This is a genomic window from Leifsonia stereocauli (genome assembly GCF_038432415.1).
Classification (GTDB): Bacteria; Actinomycetota; Actinomycetes; order Actinomycetales; family Microbacteriaceae; genus Orlajensenia; species Orlajensenia stereocauli.
On record NZ_JBCAUN010000002.1, the window covers coordinates 143,323 to 161,910 of the forward strand.

General features: G+C 70.0%; 19 protein-coding genes. 11 read left to right on the forward strand and 8 right to left on the reverse strand.

Annotated features, from left to right (window positions below; genetic code table 11):
- Window positions 1-21 precede the first annotated feature (21 nt).
- Together paaI and AADV74_RS09560 are read left to right on the forward strand one after the other, a co-directional pair.
- The gene (gene paaI / locus AADV74_RS09555) at window positions 22-471 is read left to right on the forward strand and encodes a hydroxyphenylacetyl-CoA thioesterase PaaI (protein ID WP_342113440.1); all 450 of its coding nucleotides are present in this window, start codon (window positions 22-24) and stop codon (window positions 469-471) included.
- A gap of 60 nt (window positions 472-531) precedes the next feature.
- Window positions 532-1,149, forward strand: coding sequence for a TetR/AcrR family transcriptional regulator (locus AADV74_RS09560; RefSeq protein ID WP_342113442.1), 618 nt, complete (start codon window positions 532-534; stop codon window positions 1,147-1,149).
- 93 nt (window positions 1,150-1,242) lie between these two features.
- Here the strand turns inward: AADV74_RS09560 and paaZ are convergent, their stop codons facing one another.
- The 4 genes from paaZ to AADV74_RS09580 all read right to left on the reverse strand — a co-directional run bounded on the left by paaZ (window position 1,243) and on the right by AADV74_RS09580 (window position 5,520).
- A complete protein-coding gene (gene paaZ, locus AADV74_RS09565) occupies window positions 1,243-3,279 on the reverse strand; it encodes a phenylacetic acid degradation bifunctional protein PaaZ (RefSeq protein WP_342113443.1) in 2,037 nt (678 codons plus the stop codon).
- Window positions 3,276-4,157 (reverse strand): 3-hydroxyacyl-CoA dehydrogenase family protein, encoded by an 882-nt coding sequence (locus AADV74_RS09570; protein ID WP_342113446.1) that lies wholly within the window; start codon window positions 4,155-4,157, stop codon window positions 3,276-3,278. The genes paaZ and AADV74_RS09570 overlap by 4 nt, the downstream gene beginning before the upstream one ends.
- Window positions 4,154-4,885: an enoyl-CoA hydratase/isomerase family protein gene (locus tag AADV74_RS09575; RefSeq protein WP_342113448.1), complete on the reverse strand. Its 732-nt coding sequence runs from the start codon at window positions 4,883-4,885 to the stop codon at window positions 4,154-4,156. Before AADV74_RS09575 ends, AADV74_RS09570 begins: the two co-directional genes overlap by 4 nt.
- 200 nt (window positions 4,886-5,085) lie before the next feature.
- Window positions 5,086-5,520 carry an Lrp/AsnC family transcriptional regulator gene (locus tag AADV74_RS09580; RefSeq protein ID WP_342113450.1) on the reverse strand — a complete coding sequence of 145 codons (435 nt, stop codon included), beginning with the start codon at window positions 5,518-5,520 and terminating at the stop codon, window positions 5,086-5,088.
- A gap of 159 nt (window positions 5,521-5,679) precedes the next feature.
- Here AADV74_RS09580 and pdhA point away from each other — a divergent pair, with 159 nt between their 5' ends.
- The 3 genes from pdhA to AADV74_RS09595 are packed head-to-tail and all read left to right on the forward strand — an operon-like array spanning window position 5,680 to window position 9,106.
- Window positions 5,680-6,768, forward strand: a complete 1,089-nt coding sequence (gene pdhA / locus AADV74_RS09585; protein WP_342113452.1) for a pyruvate dehydrogenase (acetyl-transferring) E1 component subunit alpha — start codon at window positions 5,680-5,682, stop codon at window positions 6,766-6,768.
- Complete coding sequence (locus tag AADV74_RS09590) at window positions 6,765-7,781, forward strand: alpha-ketoacid dehydrogenase subunit beta (RefSeq protein WP_342113454.1); 1,017 nt, start codon at window positions 6,765-6,767, stop codon at window positions 7,779-7,781. Before pdhA ends, AADV74_RS09590 begins: the two co-directional genes overlap by 4 nt.
- Window positions 7,781-9,106: a dihydrolipoamide acetyltransferase family protein gene (locus AADV74_RS09595; protein ID WP_342113456.1), complete on the forward strand. Its 1,326-nt coding sequence runs from the start codon at window positions 7,781-7,783 to the stop codon at window positions 9,104-9,106. Before AADV74_RS09590 ends, AADV74_RS09595 begins: the two co-directional genes overlap by 1 nt.
- Before the next feature lie 99 nt (window positions 9,107-9,205).
- Here AADV74_RS09595 and AADV74_RS09600 read toward each other — a convergent pair whose 3' ends face one another.
- On the reverse strand, window positions 9,206-9,763 hold the full coding sequence (locus AADV74_RS09600; RefSeq protein ID WP_342113458.1) for a hypothetical protein: 558 nt from the start codon (window positions 9,761-9,763) through the stop codon (window positions 9,206-9,208).
- Window positions 9,764-9,922: 159 nt separating this feature from the next.
- Between AADV74_RS09600 and AADV74_RS09605 the strand changes: the two genes are divergently transcribed.
- Entirely contained in the window at window positions 9,923-10,807 is an 885-nt protein-coding gene (locus AADV74_RS09605; protein ID WP_342113460.1) for a CPBP family intramembrane glutamic endopeptidase, read from the forward strand.
- A gap of 70 nt (window positions 10,808-10,877) precedes the next feature.
- The gene (locus AADV74_RS09610) at window positions 10,878-11,525 is read left to right on the forward strand and encodes a class I SAM-dependent methyltransferase (RefSeq protein ID WP_342113462.1); all 648 of its coding nucleotides are present in this window, start codon (window positions 10,878-10,880) and stop codon (window positions 11,523-11,525) included.
- Window positions 11,526-11,661: 136 nt separating this feature from the next.
- Here the strand turns inward: AADV74_RS09610 and AADV74_RS09615 are convergent, their stop codons facing one another.
- Window positions 11,662-14,148: an MMPL family transporter gene (locus tag AADV74_RS09615; RefSeq protein WP_342113464.1), complete on the reverse strand. Its 2,487-nt coding sequence runs from the start codon at window positions 14,146-14,148 to the stop codon at window positions 11,662-11,664.
- 77 nt (window positions 14,149-14,225) lie between these two features.
- Between AADV74_RS09615 and AADV74_RS09620 the strand changes: the two genes are divergently transcribed.
- The gene (locus tag AADV74_RS09620; RefSeq protein WP_342113466.1) at window positions 14,226-14,822 is read left to right on the forward strand and encodes a TetR/AcrR family transcriptional regulator; all 597 of its coding nucleotides are present in this window, start codon (window positions 14,226-14,228) and stop codon (window positions 14,820-14,822) included.
- Here AADV74_RS09620 and AADV74_RS09625 read toward each other — a convergent pair.
- Window positions 14,794-15,495, reverse strand: coding sequence for a ThuA domain-containing protein (locus AADV74_RS09625; RefSeq protein WP_342113468.1), 702 nt, complete (start codon window positions 15,493-15,495; stop codon window positions 14,794-14,796). The genes AADV74_RS09620 and AADV74_RS09625 overlap by 29 nt on opposite strands.
- Before the next feature lie 277 nt (window positions 15,496-15,772).
- On the opposite strand from AADV74_RS09625, the gene AADV74_RS09630 reads away from it, so the two are divergent.
- Entirely contained in the window at window positions 15,773-16,285 is a 513-nt protein-coding gene (locus AADV74_RS09630) for an FBP domain-containing protein (protein WP_342113471.1), read from the forward strand.
- A 185-nt stretch (window positions 16,286-16,470) separates the two neighbouring features.
- On the opposite strand, the gene AADV74_RS09635 is transcribed toward AADV74_RS09630, so the two are convergent.
- Window positions 16,471-17,445 carry an EamA family transporter gene (locus AADV74_RS09635; RefSeq protein WP_342113473.1) on the reverse strand — a complete coding sequence of 325 codons (975 nt, stop codon included), beginning with the start codon at window positions 17,443-17,445 and terminating at the stop codon, window positions 16,471-16,473.
- A 100-nt stretch (window positions 17,446-17,545) separates the two neighbouring features.
- Between AADV74_RS09635 and AADV74_RS09640 the strand changes: the two genes are divergently transcribed.
- Window positions 17,546-18,103, forward strand: coding sequence for a CGNR zinc finger domain-containing protein (locus AADV74_RS09640; protein WP_342113475.1), 558 nt, complete (start codon window positions 17,546-17,548; stop codon window positions 18,101-18,103).
- 27 nt (window positions 18,104-18,130) lie between these two features.
- Complete coding sequence (locus AADV74_RS09645) at window positions 18,131-18,556, forward strand: hypothetical protein (protein WP_342113477.1); 426 nt, start codon at window positions 18,131-18,133, stop codon at window positions 18,554-18,556.
- Window positions 18,557-18,588 lie beyond the last annotated feature (32 nt).

An 18,588-nucleotide genomic window follows, 5' to 3' on the forward strand; every position in this document is an offset into this window, starting at 1 on the left:
CCCAGCACGACGAGGAGAGCCATGACGGATGCCGGCGCACCGCCTTCCCGGGTGATGATGGAGCGTGATCGCGCCTCGGCCGCGCTCGGCATGGTCGTGCAGCGCGATGAGCCAGGTCTGGCCGTGGTCTCGATGCTCGTGCGCGACGACATGACCAACGGATTCGGCATCACCCACGGCGGACTGGTGTTCGCCCTCGCCGACACCGCCTTCGCCATCGCCTGCAATGAAGACGAATCGGTCACGGTGGCGGCCGGCGCCGACATCACCTTCCTGGCGTCGACCCGAGCGGGCCAGACGCTCATCGCCACCGCTCGGCGCCTCGTGCGGACGGGCCGCACCGGGCTGTACGACGTCTCCGTCGTGGCAGACGACGGCACGGCCGTCGCAGAGTTCAGAGGGCGGTCGATATCGACCCGCCGAACCGGCACCGGAACCGCCGCCGACGCCGACGGACCCGAAGCAGGCTGAGAGCACCAGCGACACAGTGGTGACCGACCGTTCGGTCACCACGTGCCACACTGGAACGTGATGACGAGCGACACCGAGAGCCGGCCCGCAGCCGCCCGCCGCGGACGCCCCGGTTACGACCAGGCGGCCGTGCTCGACGTCGCCGTCGCCGCGTTCAACGAATACGGCTACGACGCGACGTCCATCGCGGTACTGGCCGAGCGCCTCGGCATCTCGAAGTCGGCGATCTACCACCACTTCTCGTCGAAGGACGCCCTCCTGGAGACCGCACTGGACCGCGCGCTCAGCGCCCTGGAAGGGGTGCTCGTCTCCGCGGATGCCGCGGCGACCAGCGCGGCGGATCGCCTCGAGCTCGTGCTCCGCGGCGCCGTGCACGTGCTCGTCGATGAGCTCCCCTTCGTCACGCTGCTGTTGCGCGTGCGCGGGAACACCGACGTGGAGCGGCGAGCGTTGGCCCGCAGGCGCGCCTTCGACCGATCAGTGACCGAGCTCGTGGGCAGGGCACGCGATGAGGGCTCACTGCGCGCCGACATCGACGTGCGGGTCGTCGAGCGCCTGCTGTTCGGGATGATCAACTCGATCGTCGAGTGGTATCGCCCTGGCGGGCCCGAGGATGCCGACCAGCTCGCGTCCGACGTCGTGGCGGTCGCACTCGACGGTCTGCGCCAGCGCGCCTGAACACCGCCGACCGGACGCATCCGCCGACATCGCCTGGTCCGTGGCCGCAGACCTGTCGGCACACGCATCCGTCGGCGAGGCGGCATCCGACCACTAGGCCGCGACCGGCTCCTTGGCGACGAGGGTCAGCACGTCGTAACTGGCGACCAGCTCGTCGTCCTGGTTGCGCAGCACGGCGTCCCAGCGAACCTCTCCGTAGTCGTCGGTCTCGCGCGGGGTGATCTGCTTGGCGGTGAGCTCGACGCGGATCGAGTCACCCGGCGATACCGGCGTGACGAAGCGCAGGTTCTCCAACCCGGAGTTGGCGAGCACGGGACCGGGCTCGGGGTCGACGAAGAGGCCGGCCGCCCACGACACGAGCAGGTACCCATGGGCGACGCGCCCGGGGAAGAAGGGGTTGGCCGCCGCGGCCTCCTCGTCCATGTGGGCGTAGAAGGTGTCGCCGGTGAATCGGGCGAAGGTCTCGATATCGTCGAGGCTCACCACGCGCGAGCCCGACACCACCTGGTCGCCGATGACGAGCTCGGCCAGGCTCTTCCGGAACGGATGCCGCCCGCCCGACCGTGACGCGGCCCCAGCATGCCAGATGCCCGTCAGCGCGGTCAGCATCTCGGGAGAACCCTGGACGGCCGTGCGCTGCATGTGGTGCAGCACCGCGCGGATTCCGCCGAGCTCCTCCCCACCGCCTGCTCGTCCCGGTCCACCGTGCACGAGTTGGGGAAGCGGGGAACCGTGCCCGGTCGAAGACCGCGCGTCGTCGCGGTCGAGCAGCAGCACGCGCCCGTTGAAGGCGGAGATGCGCCCGGCCAGCTCGGCGGCGATGGCCGTGTCGTGGGTGGCGATGCTCGTCACCAGCGATCCACCCCCGCGCGCCACCAGCTGGGCCGCCTCGTCGAGGCTCTCGTAGCCGATGATCGACGACACCGGCCCGAAGGCCTCGATCGAGTGGACGGCGTCATCCGTCGTGTCCTCGAAGCGCAGCAGCATCGGGGAGACGAACGCTCCGGGTCCCGGGTCGGCCGCACCGGTGCCGATCACCAGCTCGCCGCCGGCCTCGACGAGGCGCCCGACCTGTCGCAGCACCTCATCGCGCTGCTCGAGCGAGGCGAGCGGGCCCATTGTCACGCCACCGGTGCGCGGATCGCCGACGACGACGCGCTCGACGATGCGAGAGCGCACGGCATCGATCACCGCATCGACGGATGCCGCAGGCACGATCGCCCGGCGGATGGCGGTGCACTTCTGTCCGGCCTTCGCGGTCAGCTCCGAGACGAGCTGGCGCACGTAGGCGTCGAACTCGGGCGTGCCGGCACCGGCATCCGTTCCGAGGATGGAGGCGTTGATGGAGTCGGTCTCACTCGTGAACCGCACCCCGCCGGTCTGCACCGAGTCGTGGGAGCGCAGGCGTTCAGCGGTCGACGCGCTGCCCGTGAATGCGACGAGGTCTCCGAGTCGCAGGTGATCGAACAGGTCGGGAACGCTGCCGGAGACGAGCTGCAGCGACCCGGCGGGCAGCAGGCCCGACTCGTCGAGGATGCGGACGAACGCCTCCGCGAGGTACCCGGTCGGCGTGGCGGGCTTCACCAGCGACGGTACGCCGGCGAGGAACGCCGGAGCGAACTTCTCGAGCGAACCCCACACCGGGAAGTTGAACGCGTTGATCTGCACGGCGACGCCGGGCAGGCGGGTGTAGATGTGCCGCCCGAGGAACGAGCCGTCCTTCGAGAGCTGCTCGACGGCGCCATCGACGTAGACCTGCGTATTCGGCAGCTCGCGACGACCCTTCGACGAGTAGGTGAAGAGCACCCCGATGCCGCCGTCGATGTCGACCCAGGAGTCGGCCTTCGTCGCGCCGGTGCGCGCCGAGATCTCGTAGAGCTCGGCCTTCCGCTCGGTGAGGGCGAGCGCCATCTGCTTGAGCAGCACGGCGCGCTGGTGGAAGGTGAGCGCACCCAAGCCGGTCTGCCCGGTGGTGCGGGCGTACTCGAGAGCGGCCGCGAGGTCGAGCCCAGCGGTCGAGACCTGCGTGACAGTCTCCCCTGTCGACGCGTCGCGTACCGCCGTCGCTCCGTCGGCGCTGGCGGGCGTCCACCACGCTCCATTCACGAAACTCGGCAGGATGGCGGTCATCGGATCTCCTTCTCTCCGTCGGTCCAGGCGTAGAAGCCCTCGCCGGTCTTTCGGCCGAGCTTGCCCTCTGCGACGAGGCGGCGCAGCAGCGCGGGCGGTTCGAAGCGAGGTCCGAGCTGGCCATGCAGGTATTCGGCGATCCCGAGCCGCACGTCGAGTCCGACGAGGTCGGTGGTCTCGAGCGGGCCGACCGGATGCCGGTACCCGAGGGTCATCGCGGCGTCGATGTCGGCGGCCGACGCAACGCCGTCCTCGAGCAGGCGGATCGCCTCGAGGCCGAGCGCGACACCGAGACGCGACGACGCGAAGCCCGGGGCGTCGCGCACCGTGACCGCGGACTTTCCGAGCGCGCCCACCCAGTCGACGGCGCGGGAGGCGAGGGCGGCATCCGTGGCCGTTCCGACCACGATCTCGACCAGCCTCGACGCCGGCACCGGATTGAAGAAGTGCAGTCCGATGAAGCGTGCGGGGCGTTCGAGCTCGTCGGCGAGCGCGTCGATCGAGATGGACGAGGTGTTGCTCGCGATGGCGGCGCCGGGCGCGACCACGGTCTCGACGCGACGGAGCGCCGTGCGCTTCAGGTCGAAGTCCTCCGGCACGGCTTCGATCACGAGGCCGGCATCGGCGAAGGCCGCGGCATCGGTCGTGGAGCTGACTGCAGCCGCCAGCATGGGCAGCGGTGACGTCGTCACGCCGCGCGCCACGCTCGCGTCGAGGGAGGCGAGGATGCGGTCGGCAGCGGCCTCGGCCGCGGCGTCGTCGCGCTCGACCACGACGACGCGGCATCCGGCCAGCACGAAGGCATGGGCGATGCCGGCACCCATGCGCCCGCCGCCGAGCACGCCGACGACGCCGGGGAGGCCCGGGGTGGCGCTCATCGCTTGCGCCGCTCGAGGAAGTCCGTCATGCGGCGCTCCTTCTCCGGGCTCTCGAAGAGCACGGCCTGCAACTCGAGGTCGATCTCGGGATGACCGTCACGGGGCGCGGCGATGGCGCGCTTCATCGCGATGGTGGCGGCGCGGTCGTGCGCGGAGATGCTGTCGGCGATGGCGTGTGCGGCCCCGAGCAGGTCAGCCGGGTCGTGCAATGACGAGACCAGGCCGATCGCGAGCGCCTCGGGGGCATCGATGATGCGGCCGGTGAGCAGAAGCTCGCTCGCCCGGGCCTGCCCGACGATCTCGGGCAGCCGCCAGGAGGCCCCGGCGGCGGCGATGATGCCGAGCCCGGTCTCGGGATTGCCGAACCGCGCCGTCGTCGAGGCAATGCGCACGTCGGCGGCGTAGGCGAGTTCGGCCCCGCCGCCGAGCGCGTAGCCGTCGACGGCCGCGATGACCGGGAGGTCGAGCCTGGCGATGCGGATGAAGGCGTGGGCGTTGATGCCGGCACGGGCATCGGCAGCTCGCCGCTCGCGCAGTTCGGCGATGTCCGCGCCCGAGGCGAACACGCCGCCGGCGCCCGAGATGATCAGGACGCGCGGATGCCGCTCCAGTTCGGCGCAGAGAGTGTGCAGTGCGTCGATGGTGTCCTGGCCGATCGCATTGCGACGCTCCGGCCGGTCGAGCGTGGCCACGACGCGGTCCTCGAGGTATTCGACGGCGACGCTCACGGCAGCAGCTCCACGACGAGAAGGGCCTCGGGCATGCTCGCTCCCATCGGTGTCGGCTTCGTTGCGTCGCGGTGATCGGATCGTCTCACTATTTAGTGACCGATCGTTCAGACAGTATATGACGGCATGAGCCGGCGCGATGGGTCACCGCTGTGCGGCCCGGATCACGACCGGGTGAAACGAGCAGCGCTCCGACCCGCTCAGATCGCGTCGAAGTCCTCGAAGATGAGCGCCGTCTTGGTCGAGCGCACCCCCGGGATGGCCTGCAGCTCCTCGAGGACGACGCGCCGGAGGTCGCCGTTGTTGCGAGCACGCACCAGCAGTATGGCGTCGAAGTCGCCGCCGACCAGGGCGATGTGTTCGACTTCGGCGATCTGCGACAGCCGCTCGCGAGTATCCTGCCAGGCCGTCTGGTCGAGAGTGAGGGTGACGTACGCCGAGGAGTGCTGCCCGGAGAGCACCGGGTCGACCCGGGCGCCGAACCCCTGGATCACCTTGGACTCGACCAGACGGTTGACCCTGACGTACGCGTTCGCGCGAGAGATGTGGGTGGTCGCCGCGATGGCACTCACCGACGCCCGGCCGTCCCTGCGCAGTTCCTGCAGGATGCGGTGGTCCAGATCGTCCAGCTCCATGGGCTACGGCTCCTCGTTCTGCGGGTCGGCGTCAGACTGATCGTAGCGAGTATCGAGGTTCTGAGAGCAGAAAGTCCAGCGTGACTCGCTCGGCTTGTGACTTGTGGGGGGAAAGCGCATCCTGAACGACAGAGCGTCCATCACGTCAACGGAGACTGAATGACCGACTTCCTCCCTCGGGAGACCCCTGTGCAGCTGGTCGACGCGACCGGTGCCCACAGCGCGGACTCGTACTACCCGACGCCGGCGCCTGACGATCTGGTCGACGGCTACCGCTCGCTCGTCATCGGACGCCGTGTGAACGACCAGTGCAACGCGTTGGTGCGCCAGGGCCGCCTCGCGGTCTACCCCTCCTCCCACGGCCAGGAGGCCTGTCAGGTCGCGGCAGTACGGGTTCTCGATGCCGACGACTGGCTGTTCCCGACCTACCGGGACACGGTGGCCGTGCTGCTGAAGGGCGTGGAACCGGCCGAGGCGACGCTCATGCTGAAGGGGGACTGGCACGGCGGCTACGACCCGCACGTGCACAACGTGGCCCCACAGGCGACGCCCCTCGCCACGCAGTTGCTCCACGCCGTCGGCTTCGCCCACGCCGCAGTCCTCAAGGGCGAGAACACCGTCGTCCTCGCCATGTGCGGCGATGGGGCCACCAGCGAGGGCGACTTCCACGAGGCGCTCAACTTCGCGGCCGTGTTCCACCTCCCGGTGGTCTTCTTCGTGCAGAACAACGGCTTCGCCATCTCGGTGCCGCTCTCCCGCCAGAGCGCAGCCGAATCGCTCGCACACAAGGCGATCGGCTACGGGATGCCCGGCGAGCGGGTGGACGGCAACGACCTGGCCGCACTCCTCGCCGTGCTCGGGACCGCAGTGGATCGTGCCCGCACCGGCGGAGGGCCGACGCTCGTCGAGGCGCACACGTACAGGATGCAGGCCCACACCAACGCCGACGACGACACCCGCTACCGCGACAGTTCCGAGGTGCGCGCCTGGGCCGACCGCGACCCGCTCCTCCGGCTGCGCACCCACCTCCGCCGGGACGGGCTGCTCACGGACGAGTCCGAAGCGGCCTTCACCGCCGCTGCCGACGAGATCGCCGCGACCCTGCGCGACGCCCTCAACACCGACGCGCAACTCGATCCGGAAGACCTGTTCCGTTTCGTCTACGCGACCCGCACCCCCCAGCTCGAGGAGCAGTCCGCGCTGCTCGACGGCGAGTTGGGGCGCACCGGCCAGGAGGCGCGGGCATGACGATGATCCAGGACAGGCCGATGGCCGCATCCGCCAGCCGCGAGACCATGACGATGGCCGCTGCCGTGAACCGGGCTCTCGCCGACGCCATGGCCGACGACGACAGCGTTCTCGTGTTCGGCGAGGACGTGGGCGCCCTCGGCGGCGTCTTCCGCGTGACCGACGGGCTCACCGCGCGCTTCGGCGAGCGCCGCTGCTTCGACACCCCCCTCGCCGAGGCCGGCATCATGGGCATGGCGGTCGGGATGGCGATGAACGGGATGCGTCCTGTCGTCGAGATGCAGTTCGACGCCTTCGCCTATCCGGCCTTCGAGCAGGTCGTCAGCCACGTGGCCAAGATGGGCAACCGCACGCGCGGCCGGGTGCGAATGCCCGTGGTCATCCGCATCCCGTACGGCGGAGGCATCGGAGGGGTCGAGCACCACTGCGATTCCTCGGAGTCCTACTACGTGCACACACCCGGGCTGCTGGTGGTGGCCCCGGCCACCCCACAGGATGCCTACAGCCTGCTGCGCTCCGCGATCCGCAGTCCCGATCCGGTGGTCTTCCTCGAACCCAAGAAGCTGTACTGGGCGAAGGGCGAGGTCGACACCTCGCTGGAGGTCCCGATCGGGGCCGCACACGTGATCCGTGCCGGAACCGACGCCACCCTCATCGCCTACGGGACCTCGGTGCCGATAGCCCTGGCCGCGGCCGACGCCGCCGAGGAGGAAGGGCGCAGCCTCCAGGTGGTGGATCTGCGCAGTCTCACGCCCTATGACGATGCCACCGTCGATGCGGCCGTTCGCTCCACCGGCCGCGCCGTCGTGATCGCCGAGGCTCCGGGCTTCGCGAGCGTCTCGTCGGAGATCGCCGCGCGGGTGTCGGAGCGGTGCTTCTCCTGGCTCGAGGCGCCGGTGCGCCGAGTGACGGGGTTCGACGTCCCGTTCGCGCCGCCGAAGCTCGAGCGGTACTACCTTCCCGACGTCGACCGCGTGCTCGACGCCGTCGACACCCTCAACTGGGACGCCTGATGGCCACGCGCGTCTTCTGCCTGCCCGACCTCGGCGAGGGTCTGACCGAGGCCGAGCTCGTCCGCTGGATCGTCGCCGTCGGAGACGAGGTGGCAGTCGACCAGCCGATCGCCGAGGTGGAGACCGCCAAGAGCATCGTCGAGGTCCCCTCGCCGTTCGCGGGCACCGTCGCAGCCCTGCACGGTGAGGAGGGCCAGACTCTCGCCGTGGGTTCGCCGTTCCTCGAGGTCATGGATGCCGGTGCGACCGAGGCTGCATCCGCGCCCGCTGGATCAGAGCACGAGGCCCACCGCGTCGAGGAGCGCGGTGGATCGGGCAACGTTCTCATCGGCTACGGGACGACAGACCACCATGCCCGGGGACGCACCCGCCGCCGGGCGCAGTCAGCCCCAGCCGCCGAAACAGCCCCACGCGCGACGACCCCCCTGACCCCCGCGATCCCTCCGACCGAGAGCGTCGACCGACCGAGCGGACCCGTTCCGGTGCGCTCCCCGATCGTGCGCAGCCTCGCCAGGAGTCGCGGCATCGACCTGCACACCATCCGTCCCGCTGCGCCCGACGGCATCATCCGTCGCTCGGACGTGCTCGACGCCGGCCACGTCGCGCCGGCCCACGGTGCTGACGACGGCCCGGACGACCTCGAGATCGTGCGACGCGAGCCGCTCGGGACGCTGCGCCGTACCGTCGCCGCGAAGCTCGCGCGCAGCCGCTCCGAGATCCCGGAGGCCACGGTCTGGGTCGACGTCGACGCGACGGCGCTCTGGCAGCTGCGGCAGTCGATGGGGAACGCCAGGCCGTCGCTCACCGCGTTCGTGGCGAAGTACGTGCTGCTCGCCCTGGCGGAGCACCCCGTGCTCTGCGGGCGGCTCAGCGACGACGGAACGGAGCTGGTGCAGTACGACGGCGTGAACCTCGGCGTCGCCGCCGACACTCCGCGCGGCCTGCTCGTGCCCGTGCTCCGGCACGCCGAGCGCCAGTCGATCGCTGAGCTCGACACGCACATCCGTCGCCTCGCCGACAGCGCCCGCTCCGGCACGGCCGCCCCAGCCGAACTCACCGGGTCGACCTTCACGCTCAACAACTACGGCAGCCTCGGCGTCGACGGATCCGCCGCCATCATCAATTACCCCGAGGTCGCCATCCTGGGCGTCGGTCGCATGATCGAGCGCCCCTGGGTCGTCGATGGTGCGATCGTTCCGCGGCGCATCGTGCAGCTGTCGCTCGTGTTCGACCACCGGGTCTGCGACGGCGGCTACGCGGCGCGCTTCCTGGGCTCGATCGTGCGGGCCATCGAGAACCCGTTCACGCTCTACGACCGCATCTGAGGCGGGCGTCACCACCTGTGGCCGCTCGGAGATCGCCGAGTCGCACCGGACGCGCGGGCGCGGCATCCGGCGCGGTCGGGCGCAGATGCGAGCAGGCGCTCACATGCCCGAAGGCGAGGCGGATGCCGCGGGGCCGGCTTTGCGCGGCCACAGCGTGTAGCTGATCGCCCAGGCCGTGTCGATGCCGACGACGAGCAGGAGGATCGGGTACCAGCTCTGCAACTCGAGAGTGCGCCCCGGGTCGTCGACCCACCAGGTGAGCCCGAACAGGATGGCCGCAGCGATGCCCGCTCCCAGCACTGTGCGCGCCACATCGGCCCAGCACTTCCGGGTGTACGCCGTGCCCGTGAGCTTCGGCGCAGGCTCGCCACCGGCGAAGCGCTGGGCGAAGCGCCTGTCGGCCCAGGCGATGAGGCGGTGTCCGTAGGCGACCGAGAAGCCGATGTACAACGCCGCCAGGCCGTGGGCCCACTCCGCCTCTGCACCGCTCTTCAGGTGCACGGCCGTGGCGATGAGCAGCACCACGTCGATGGCCGGAGCCGCAGCGAGCAGCACGAGGCCCAGTCGCGGCATCCTCAGGACGTACCTGGCCACGAGGCCCGACACGACGGCGACCCAGAAGCCGATCTCGCACGCGACGATCAACCCGACGATCATGGACCCTCCTCCGCTCGCCGTCCTGCCCGACGCTACCCGTCGGTGAAACGAGGCGCGAGGGGCACGAGCGACCGGTAGGTTCGAGACATCCATCCGCTTCTCATCAACCCGCTTGGAGTGCGCCGTGACCTCTCGCCTGTCGCCGATCGAGGCATCTGCATGACATCTGCCGAGACCGGCGCCGTGACGGATGCCGCGAGCACCGAGCCGCGCGAGCTTCCGCGGCGCTTCTGGATCGGGCTCGTCGCGGTGATCGTCTACGTGCTCTTCGCCGCCGTGATCGGCAACGCTCTCGTGGCGTTGTTCCCGACCGGGGACGAGGGCTTCGACTTCGCTCTCTCGCACTTCCTGCCGCTGGCCGTGATGATCGTCGCCGGCGTGTGGTTCGTGCGGCGCGCAGGCTGGACGAGAGACGTCTGGCGCACTCCTGCCGCGTTCGAGGCGCGGCCGCGGCGCTGGTGGATGCTCGCCTTCCCCGTGCTGATGCTCGCTCAGCCGCTCGTCACGCTCACGCAGGTGGACTGGACCCAGCGCACTCTGCTCACGTTGCTCCTCGTTGCCATCAGCACGGCGATGGTGGGCTTCGGCGAGGAGCTGTACTTCCGCGGCATTCTGCGCACGAGCCTGCGCGGGCATCATGGCGAGACCGTCACCCTGCTCGTGACCTCGGTGCTCTTCGGTTTCGCGCACGTCACGGGCAGCGTCATCGCCGGACTGTCCGTCGGCTTCATCGCCTTCCAAGTGACTGTTCTCATCGTCGGCGGCGCCGCCTACTACGGGGTCTTCCGAGCCACCGGCCGGCTCTGGGTGGGCATGGCGCTGCACGCCCTCACTGACTTCTCGCTCTACGTCTCGAGCGATTCCCTGTCGACCAAGTCGGCAACGGGCACCGACCCCGCTCCAGCAGCCGTGGCGATCCAGTCCATCGTGTGGGCACTGACGCTGGTACTCCTCATCAGCTGCATCCGCCAGGACCGCAGCGAGCGACGCGAGAAGAAGGCGGTCGCGGAACAGGCGGACCAGCCGGCCGTCGTCTCTGACTGACCCTTCCGCCCCCTTGCCACTTCGGCAAGCGAGGTTGCGCGGGTTGCGGCCGCAGCGCACGATCGAGACCATGAGCCACGACTTCGACAGGGACTACTGGGAACAGCACTGGCACGAGCGACCCGATGCCGTCTCGGTTTCGGCGACGGATGCCGCTCCTTCCAGCGCGCCCAACCCGTACATCTCGCGCGGGACGGCGGGGCTCAGTGCTGGCATGGCCCTCGATGCCGGCTGCGGCACCGGTGCCGAGGCCGTGTGGCTCGCTGAGCACGGCTGGACCGTGACAGGCGCCGATATCTCCGCTAGCGCACTGGCTCAGGCCGCGGTTCGCGCGGAGGCGGCATCCGTCACCCGGAACGTGACCTGGGTCGAAGCCGACCTCACCACGTGGGAGCCGCCGGTGCAGTTCGACCTCGTCACGACGAACTACGCGCACCCGACCATCCCGCAGCTCGACTTCTACGCGCGCATCGGCACGTGGGTCGCGCCCGGCGGCACGCTGCTGATCGTCGGGCACCTGCACGGGTCGACGACCACGGCGAACGGACACCACCCGCCGGAGGAGGCGACGGTGACGGCGGCCGTGATCACGGACCGGCTCGACCCGGCGACCTGGCATATCGAGAGCGCCGAGGAGCTGGATCGCACCGTGAACGCGCCGGGCCACGGCACCGTGGCTCTCCGCGACGTGGTGGTGCGGGCGACCCGGCTCGGCTGAGGCTGAGGCTGGGGCTGGCGGGGAATGGATGCGCTCCGACTCGGCGGGGTTCGAGTGCTCCGGCGGGTGCAGGAACCCCCGCCGAGCCACCGGAACCCCGCCGAGTGGCGGCGAGTTGCGACGTGAGCTGCCGGAGTCAGCTCGGGTGGTGACGACGCTCGAGGGCCGCGCCCTCCACGTCGACGTTCGGCAGGATCTTGTCGAGCCAACGCGGCAGCCACCAGGCGGACTCCCCGAGCAGGTGCATGAGGGCGGGCATCAGCAGCATCCGCACGACGAAGGCGTCGAGGAGCACGCCCAGGGCGAGACCGAAGCCGATCGAGCGGATCATGGTCGACTCCGAGAATATGAACCCTCCGAAAACCGAGACCATGATGAGGCCCGCGGCTGTGACGACCGCCCGGCCGGCCCTGAAGCCGCGCGCGACGGCCAGGCGTGCAGGAGCACCGTGCACGTAGGCCTCGCGCATGCCGGAGGCCAGGAACAGCTGGTAGTCCATCGCCAGCCCGAACAGGATGCCGGTGAGGATGACCGGCAGGAAGCTCAGGATCGGTCCGGTGTGGATGCCGAGAGCATCCGCCCCCCACCCCCACTGGAAGACCGCCACGACCGCGCCGAAGGTGGCGAACAACGACAGGATGAAGCCGCCCGTCGCGATGAGCGGCACGAGGATCGAGCGGAACACCAGGATCATGATGAGCAGCGAGAGGCCCACGACGACCCCGAGGTAGAGCGGCAGCACGGCGGCGAGGTTCGCCGAGATGTCGATGTTGATGGCGGCCTGACCGGCGACGCCGAGCGTGATGGTGTCGTCGATCGGCTCGAGCTCGCGCAGGGCGACCACGAGCTCCTCGGTCGAGACGCTGTTCGGGCCCTCCGCAGGCACCACCTGGAACGCCGCGAGGCGGTTGTCGTCCGAGACGGCGATGGGGGCGACGGCCACCACGTCGTCCTGGTCGGCGAGCTTCTGGGCCACGTCGACCTGCGCCTGCAACACCTGGTCGTCGTCGAGGCCGGAAGGAAGCTGGGCTGTGACGAGCAGCGGTCCGGTGGCTCCGGCGCCGAACTGCTCCTCCGTCGTGGTGAACGCCTGGTACGACGCTGACTCGACGGGCTCCGACGAGCCATCGGGCAGGCCGACGCGCATCGAGAGCGCCGGGATGGCGATGGTGAGCAGGGCCGCGGCCGTGGCCAGCACCGTCACGACGGCTCGCCAGGTCTTCATCGGCTTCGCCTTCGTGTCCTCATGGTGCTCCTCGCCGATGCGGGCGCGGGCACGTCGGTTCAGGATGCGGGTGCCGAGCAGGCCGAGGATCGCGGGCGTCAGGCTCGTGGCGATGAGCACGGCGATCGCCACGCTGATGGCGCCGACGGTGCCCATGAGGCCGAGGAACGGAACACCGGTGATGTTCAGGGCGAACAGCGCGACGATCACCGTCGTGCCCGCGAAGACGACGGCGTTACCGGCGGTGCCGTTCGCGAGACCGACGGACTCGTGTGGTTCTGCACCCTGCAGCAGCTGCTTGCGGTGCCTGTTGATGATGAAGAGCGAGTAGTCGATTCCCACGGCAAGACCGAGCATGAGGCCGAGAACCGGGGTGACGGATGCCATCTGCACGACACCCGAGAACGCCAGGGAGCCGAGCGCGCCGATGGCGACGCCGACGATGGCGGTCACGAGCGGTAGCGCCGCAGCGATGACCGAGCCGAGCATGACCAGCAGCACGATGGCGGCGAAGACGACGCCGACGATCTCGCCGATGCCGACGATGGAGGGCGTGCCCTGGGCGATGTCCGTGGAGAACGAGACCTCGACGCCGTCGATCGGTTCAGACTCGAAGTGGTCGATCACGGCCTGCTTCGAGCCCTCGGAGAGCTCGAGGCGGGGCTCCGTGAACGCGACGTTCACGAGGGCTGTCGAGCCGTCCTCCGACACGACGCGGATGTCCTTCGACAGCTCCATGAGGGTGGCGCCGTTGTCGAGCTTGGTGGTCTGCGCCTCGATCTCATCGCGCGAGCCGTCGACCTTCGCCTGCTGCGCGTCGAGTTCGGCCTGCTGGGCGTCGAGAGTCGCCTGCTGGGCGTCGAGGGCTGCGATCTGCTCGGCGGGAGCGCCGGCCGCATCGGCCTGCTGGCGGGCGGCGTCGAGCTGCGCCTGGCCGGCGTCGAGCTGAGCCTGTCCGGCGTCGAGCTGCGTCTGGCCTGCCTCGATCTGCGCGCTGCCGTCGGCGATCTGGGTGCGGCCGTCTGCGAGCTGCTGCTCCTGGGTGGCGCGCTCCGTCTCGGTCTCGAAGGGGTCCACGACCTTCGCCACGTCGGGCAGGTCCGCGGCATCCGTCACCAGAGCGGAGATCTCGGTCTTCTGCTCGTCGGTGAATTCCGAGCCGTCGGTGGTCTCGAAGACCACGGTGCCCGCTGCGCCGCTGAAGTCGGGCAGCTTCTCCTGCAGCTCGTCGGTGACGGCTCCTGATGCCGTTCCGGGGATGTCGAAGCTCGACGAGAGGCCCTTGTAGCCGACGGCGAAGCCGATGCCCGCGACGACGATCACGAGAACCCACGCGACGATCACGGTCCACGCGCGACGTGCCGCGAACTTGCCCAAGCGGTACAGGAGTTCAGCCATGTGTTGGTTCGCCTCTCGAAAGCCTCAGCTGATAATACGCAACGGTTCGTCTCGCTGATTGGGAATACGATGTGAGGATGTCCGAGCAACGTCGCGGAGCCGTCCGCAGTGAGGCGGCCCGCCGCGCCATTCTCGAGGCGACGGCACGCCTCTTCGCAGCGCGCGGCTACGACCACCTGACCATCGAGGGAGTGGCGCACGAAGCCGGCGTCGGCAAGCAGACCATCTACCGTTGGTGGCCCTCGAAGAGCGCACTGGTCGCTGACTGCCTGCTCGAGGGGATGCTGCTGCCCAACCGCCTGGGGCCGCCGAACACCGGCGACATCCGCGCCGACCTCGTCACCTGGCTCGACGAGATCTTCGAGCTCGTCGCCCAGCCGATCGGCGAGTCGCTCATCCTCTCGCTCATCGCCGCAGCAGCCGAGAACCCCGACGTGGGGCGGCGCCTCTACGCGAGCATGGGCGCCACGTCGGCCCTCGTGGAGCGCTTCGAGGCCGCCATCGCGGCATCCGAGATCCGTGACGATGCGCCGGTGCAGGAGATCGGCGAGGCTCTCATGGGTCCGCTCGTCGTGCGCATGCTCAGCCGCTCCCCGATCACGCCGGGCACGGCCGAACGCCTGGTCGACGTCGTGCTCGGGCCTGTCAGCGTGGGGATCGCTCCGCCCGGGTGACCGGTGCCTGCTCCCGCAGCAGCCAGGCGGCGGCAGCGCGGAGGAAGACCGCGGCATCCGCTGACGCATAGGCCTCGGCATCGTGACCGAGGGCGCTGTAGATGACCTCTGCATCGCCGAAGGTGGTCAACCAGGCCAACGGATGCTCGGAGCCGCCGTGCTCGTGCGTCGCGAGTGTCTGCGCACCCGGCTCGAGGACGAGCGCCGTGTAGCGCTCGTCCACCGTGTCGAACGGCCGGCCCTGGCCGAGGATCTCGCCAGTCAGAGCCGTCGGCACGATGTGCGCAGCTCCCCGATCCGGGTGGAACGTGAGTCCGTCCTCCCAGTGCCCGCCCAGCATCACCGACCACGCCGGCCAGTCGGCGAAGGCCCGCGACGCCGAGTGCACGGCCAGCAGCGGTCGCCCGTCGGCGAGGTGGGCGAGGAGTCCGGTCTGCGCAGACTCGGACGGAGCGGAGAACTCGACACCCTCATTGCGGCTGATGTTGAACACGAGCAGGTCGGGACGGGCGTCCGTCGCCGTCAATCCGGCGAGCGCCACCTCGACGTCATCGCGCACGGTCACCTCGCCGAGAGGCGCCAGCACTGCCGCAAGGCGCTGCGAGGTCTCGGCGAACGGATGCCACGGGTCGGCGTAGTCCCCGTGGCCGCTCAGCACGGTGATGGTCGTCATGCTCCCGATCCTGCCGCATCCGCGCCGCCGGCACCCGCTCCGAGAGCGTCCCGCGCTGTCTGCGAGCCGATCCCTCAGGATCCGCCCACCGGCCGGGCGTAGGCTGGCCGCATGAGTTCCTCCGGTTCGTTCGCACTGCCCTCGGGGCGTCGGGAGGTCGTCGGCGCTTCACCCGCCGGCGGCAGGTAGTCGCTACCCCTCCCTCACTCGAACGAACCCCGCCCGCCGCATCCGTCACTGAGACGTCGACGCGCGAGCCCATCACTGGAGAAGAACCATGCTGCCCATCAGCGAGAAGACCATCCGTGCGAGCTTCGTGAACGCCTCGCGCAAGGAGACCACCGACATCACCCTGCCTGCCGATTTCGACCAGCTCGATTGGGATCGCCTCGACTTCCTCGGCTGGCGCGACCGCAGGATCGCCCGTCGGGCCTACATCGTGGTGCCCGACATCGGCGGGCCCGACGGAGACCCTGGCACCGAGCTCGTCGGCGTGATGCTGCAGCAGGCCAAGGCCTCGCCGCAGAAGCGGGCGCAGTGCTCGTGGTGCCAGGACGTGACCCTGCCCAACGACGTCGTGTTCTTCGGCGCACGCCTCGCGGGCCCGGCCGGACGCAACGGCGACACCGCAGGCACCCTCGTCTGCGCCGATTTCGAGTGCTCGACGAACGTGCGCAAGAAGCCGCCCGTCGCCTACATCGGGTTCGATGTCGAGGCTGCGCGGGAGGAACGGATGCTGGGACTCCGCGTGCGCGCCGCGGCGTTCGCGGCGACGGTGCGGGGCGCCTGACCCCCCTCGCTCGCTGAGGGAAGGACGGAGTGCGCGGTCGATGCGTGGCCCAGCGGCGCGGCCTCACCGGAGGTGTGCGCTTCGGGCGGTCGCTTCGCGCGGCCCTCAGCGAGCGGGAGGGCCGGGCGGTCGCTTCGCTCGGCCCTCAGCGAGCGGGAGGGCCGGGCGGTCGCTTCGCTCGGCCCTCAGCGAGCGGGAACTTCGGCCGCGGACTCCGTCCGGGCCTCGGCGAGCGGCAGGTCGACCGGACCCTCCGCAGGCTCCGCCGCCTTCACCGCGGCGATGCCCCCGAGGATGAGTGCGCCGCCCAGCAACTGCAGCGGCTGGAGTTGCTCGCCCAGCAGGATCCACGCGAAGAGTGCGGCGAACACCACCTCGAGCAGTCCGGCGAACGACGCCAACCTCGAACCGAGCGACTCCGCTGCGGTGATGCCAGCGACGTACGCGAGCGCCGTGCTCACGACTGCGACGAACACGAGTGGCACCCACCACGGCAGCGCCGCGCCGAACAACGGCAGGTCGCCGAAGGTGGCTGTGAACGGGAGCACGCCGACGAGCGCGAGCAGGCTCAGGGTGAGAGCGCCGATGACCAGGCCGACCCCGGCGAAGGCGACAGGCGGCAGGCCGTCGCTCGGGCGCGCGGCGATCACGAAGTAGACGGCGCAGGCCACCATGGCGAGCACGGAGAACAGCAGGCCGATCGGGTCTGGCGCACCGATGGAGCCGGGGCCGATGACCATCACGAGGCCGACGATCGCCAGCCCCGAGCCCGCGAGCACGAGGGGCCGCGGCATCCGGAGCGTCCTCGCCCAGACCACCGCCACCAGGAGGAGCGGCGCGAGCAGCTCGATGAGGATCGCCGTCGAGACCGGCACCGTGCGAATGGCAGCGAAGTAGAAGAACTGCGTGGAGGCCACACCGACGACGCCCATGATGAGCACGCGCCAACGGGCACGCCAGAGTGCGTTCCAGCGGCCGCGCAGTGCCATCAGGGTGATGGGCAGCAGGATGATCGCGCCGCCGATGGCCCGGGCGGTGACGGCAGCAGCCGGAGACCAGCCGGCCTCCAGGAGCGGCTTCATGAGCACGCCCGAGGTGCCGAAGGAGGCCGCGGCGAGCACGGCGATCGCCAGACCGGATGCTGTGGACGATATTCTCACGATGCCTCCGTCGATCACCCGCCCCGCCGGAATCGACGCTGCGTTAGGACTAAACTGTTGTTAGCCCATAACGCTACTCCGACCCTCGTTAGGAGTCAACATGCAGTTTGCCCATGACACCGTCGTGGCGCTCGAGTTCGCCGTCGAGCTCGGGAACACCGCGGCCGGCGCCTCCCGCAGCGACCTGGAGGAGCTCGGAACCGTCGAGGAATTGGCGGCACTCCTGCAGCAGTATCCGTTCACCGGACGCATCGACGGAGACGAGGCCGAGCGCCTCGACGTGCTCGACACCCGAGCGCAGATCAGGCATCTCTGGACCCTGGACCGGGACGACGCCGTGGTCGAGGTGAACCGCATGCTCCGTGAGGCCAACGCTCTGCCCTACCTCGCCAGGCACGACGACATCGACTGGCACCTTCACGCCACCTCGAACGACGCCCCTCTGGGCGAGCGGATGCGGGTCGAGGCGGCCGTCGCGCTGATGGACGTCATCCGCATGGACGAGATGCAGCGCCTGCGCGTCTGCGAGGCCGACAACTGCACCGGGCTCATCCTCGATCTGTCACGGAACAGATCGAAGCGCTTCTGCACCGTGCGCTGCGGCAGCCGGATGAACATGATCGCGTTCCGTGAACGCAAGGCGGCCACGGCGGAGTAGGGGGCGCTAGTTCCCTAGGCTGGAGGGATGGATGCCTGCGCCGCACTCGCCGAGACAGCGGACCGGCTCGCGACGGCAGGGCACTCGTCACGACGCTTCCTGGTCGAGCTGGGCTCCGTGGCCGGCGGGGTGCGCACAGGGCCACTGTGGTTCATCGACGCCGGGCTCGGCGGGCGCAACGTGTTCCATGGGCGAGGTTTCCGACGACACCTCGATGACGGCACCGACGGCCAGGCACGGCACTTCGCCGGGCTCGTCGCTGTGAGCGCGCGACTCGGGGCACCGCTGACACGCTGGCTCTCGGTGCACGCGGGGCGCGACGCCCCCGACTCGGCCGACGGACGCCTCACCGAGTCGGCGATCACGTTCACGAGCGGCATCCGGACCGGCGCTCTCGAGCAGGGTTCCGCGGCGGAGTGGATCCGGCGGGAACTCTGCGCGAGCTGCGGGTGAGCCCTCGGTGCGCAGCGACCGCCCGAAGCGCC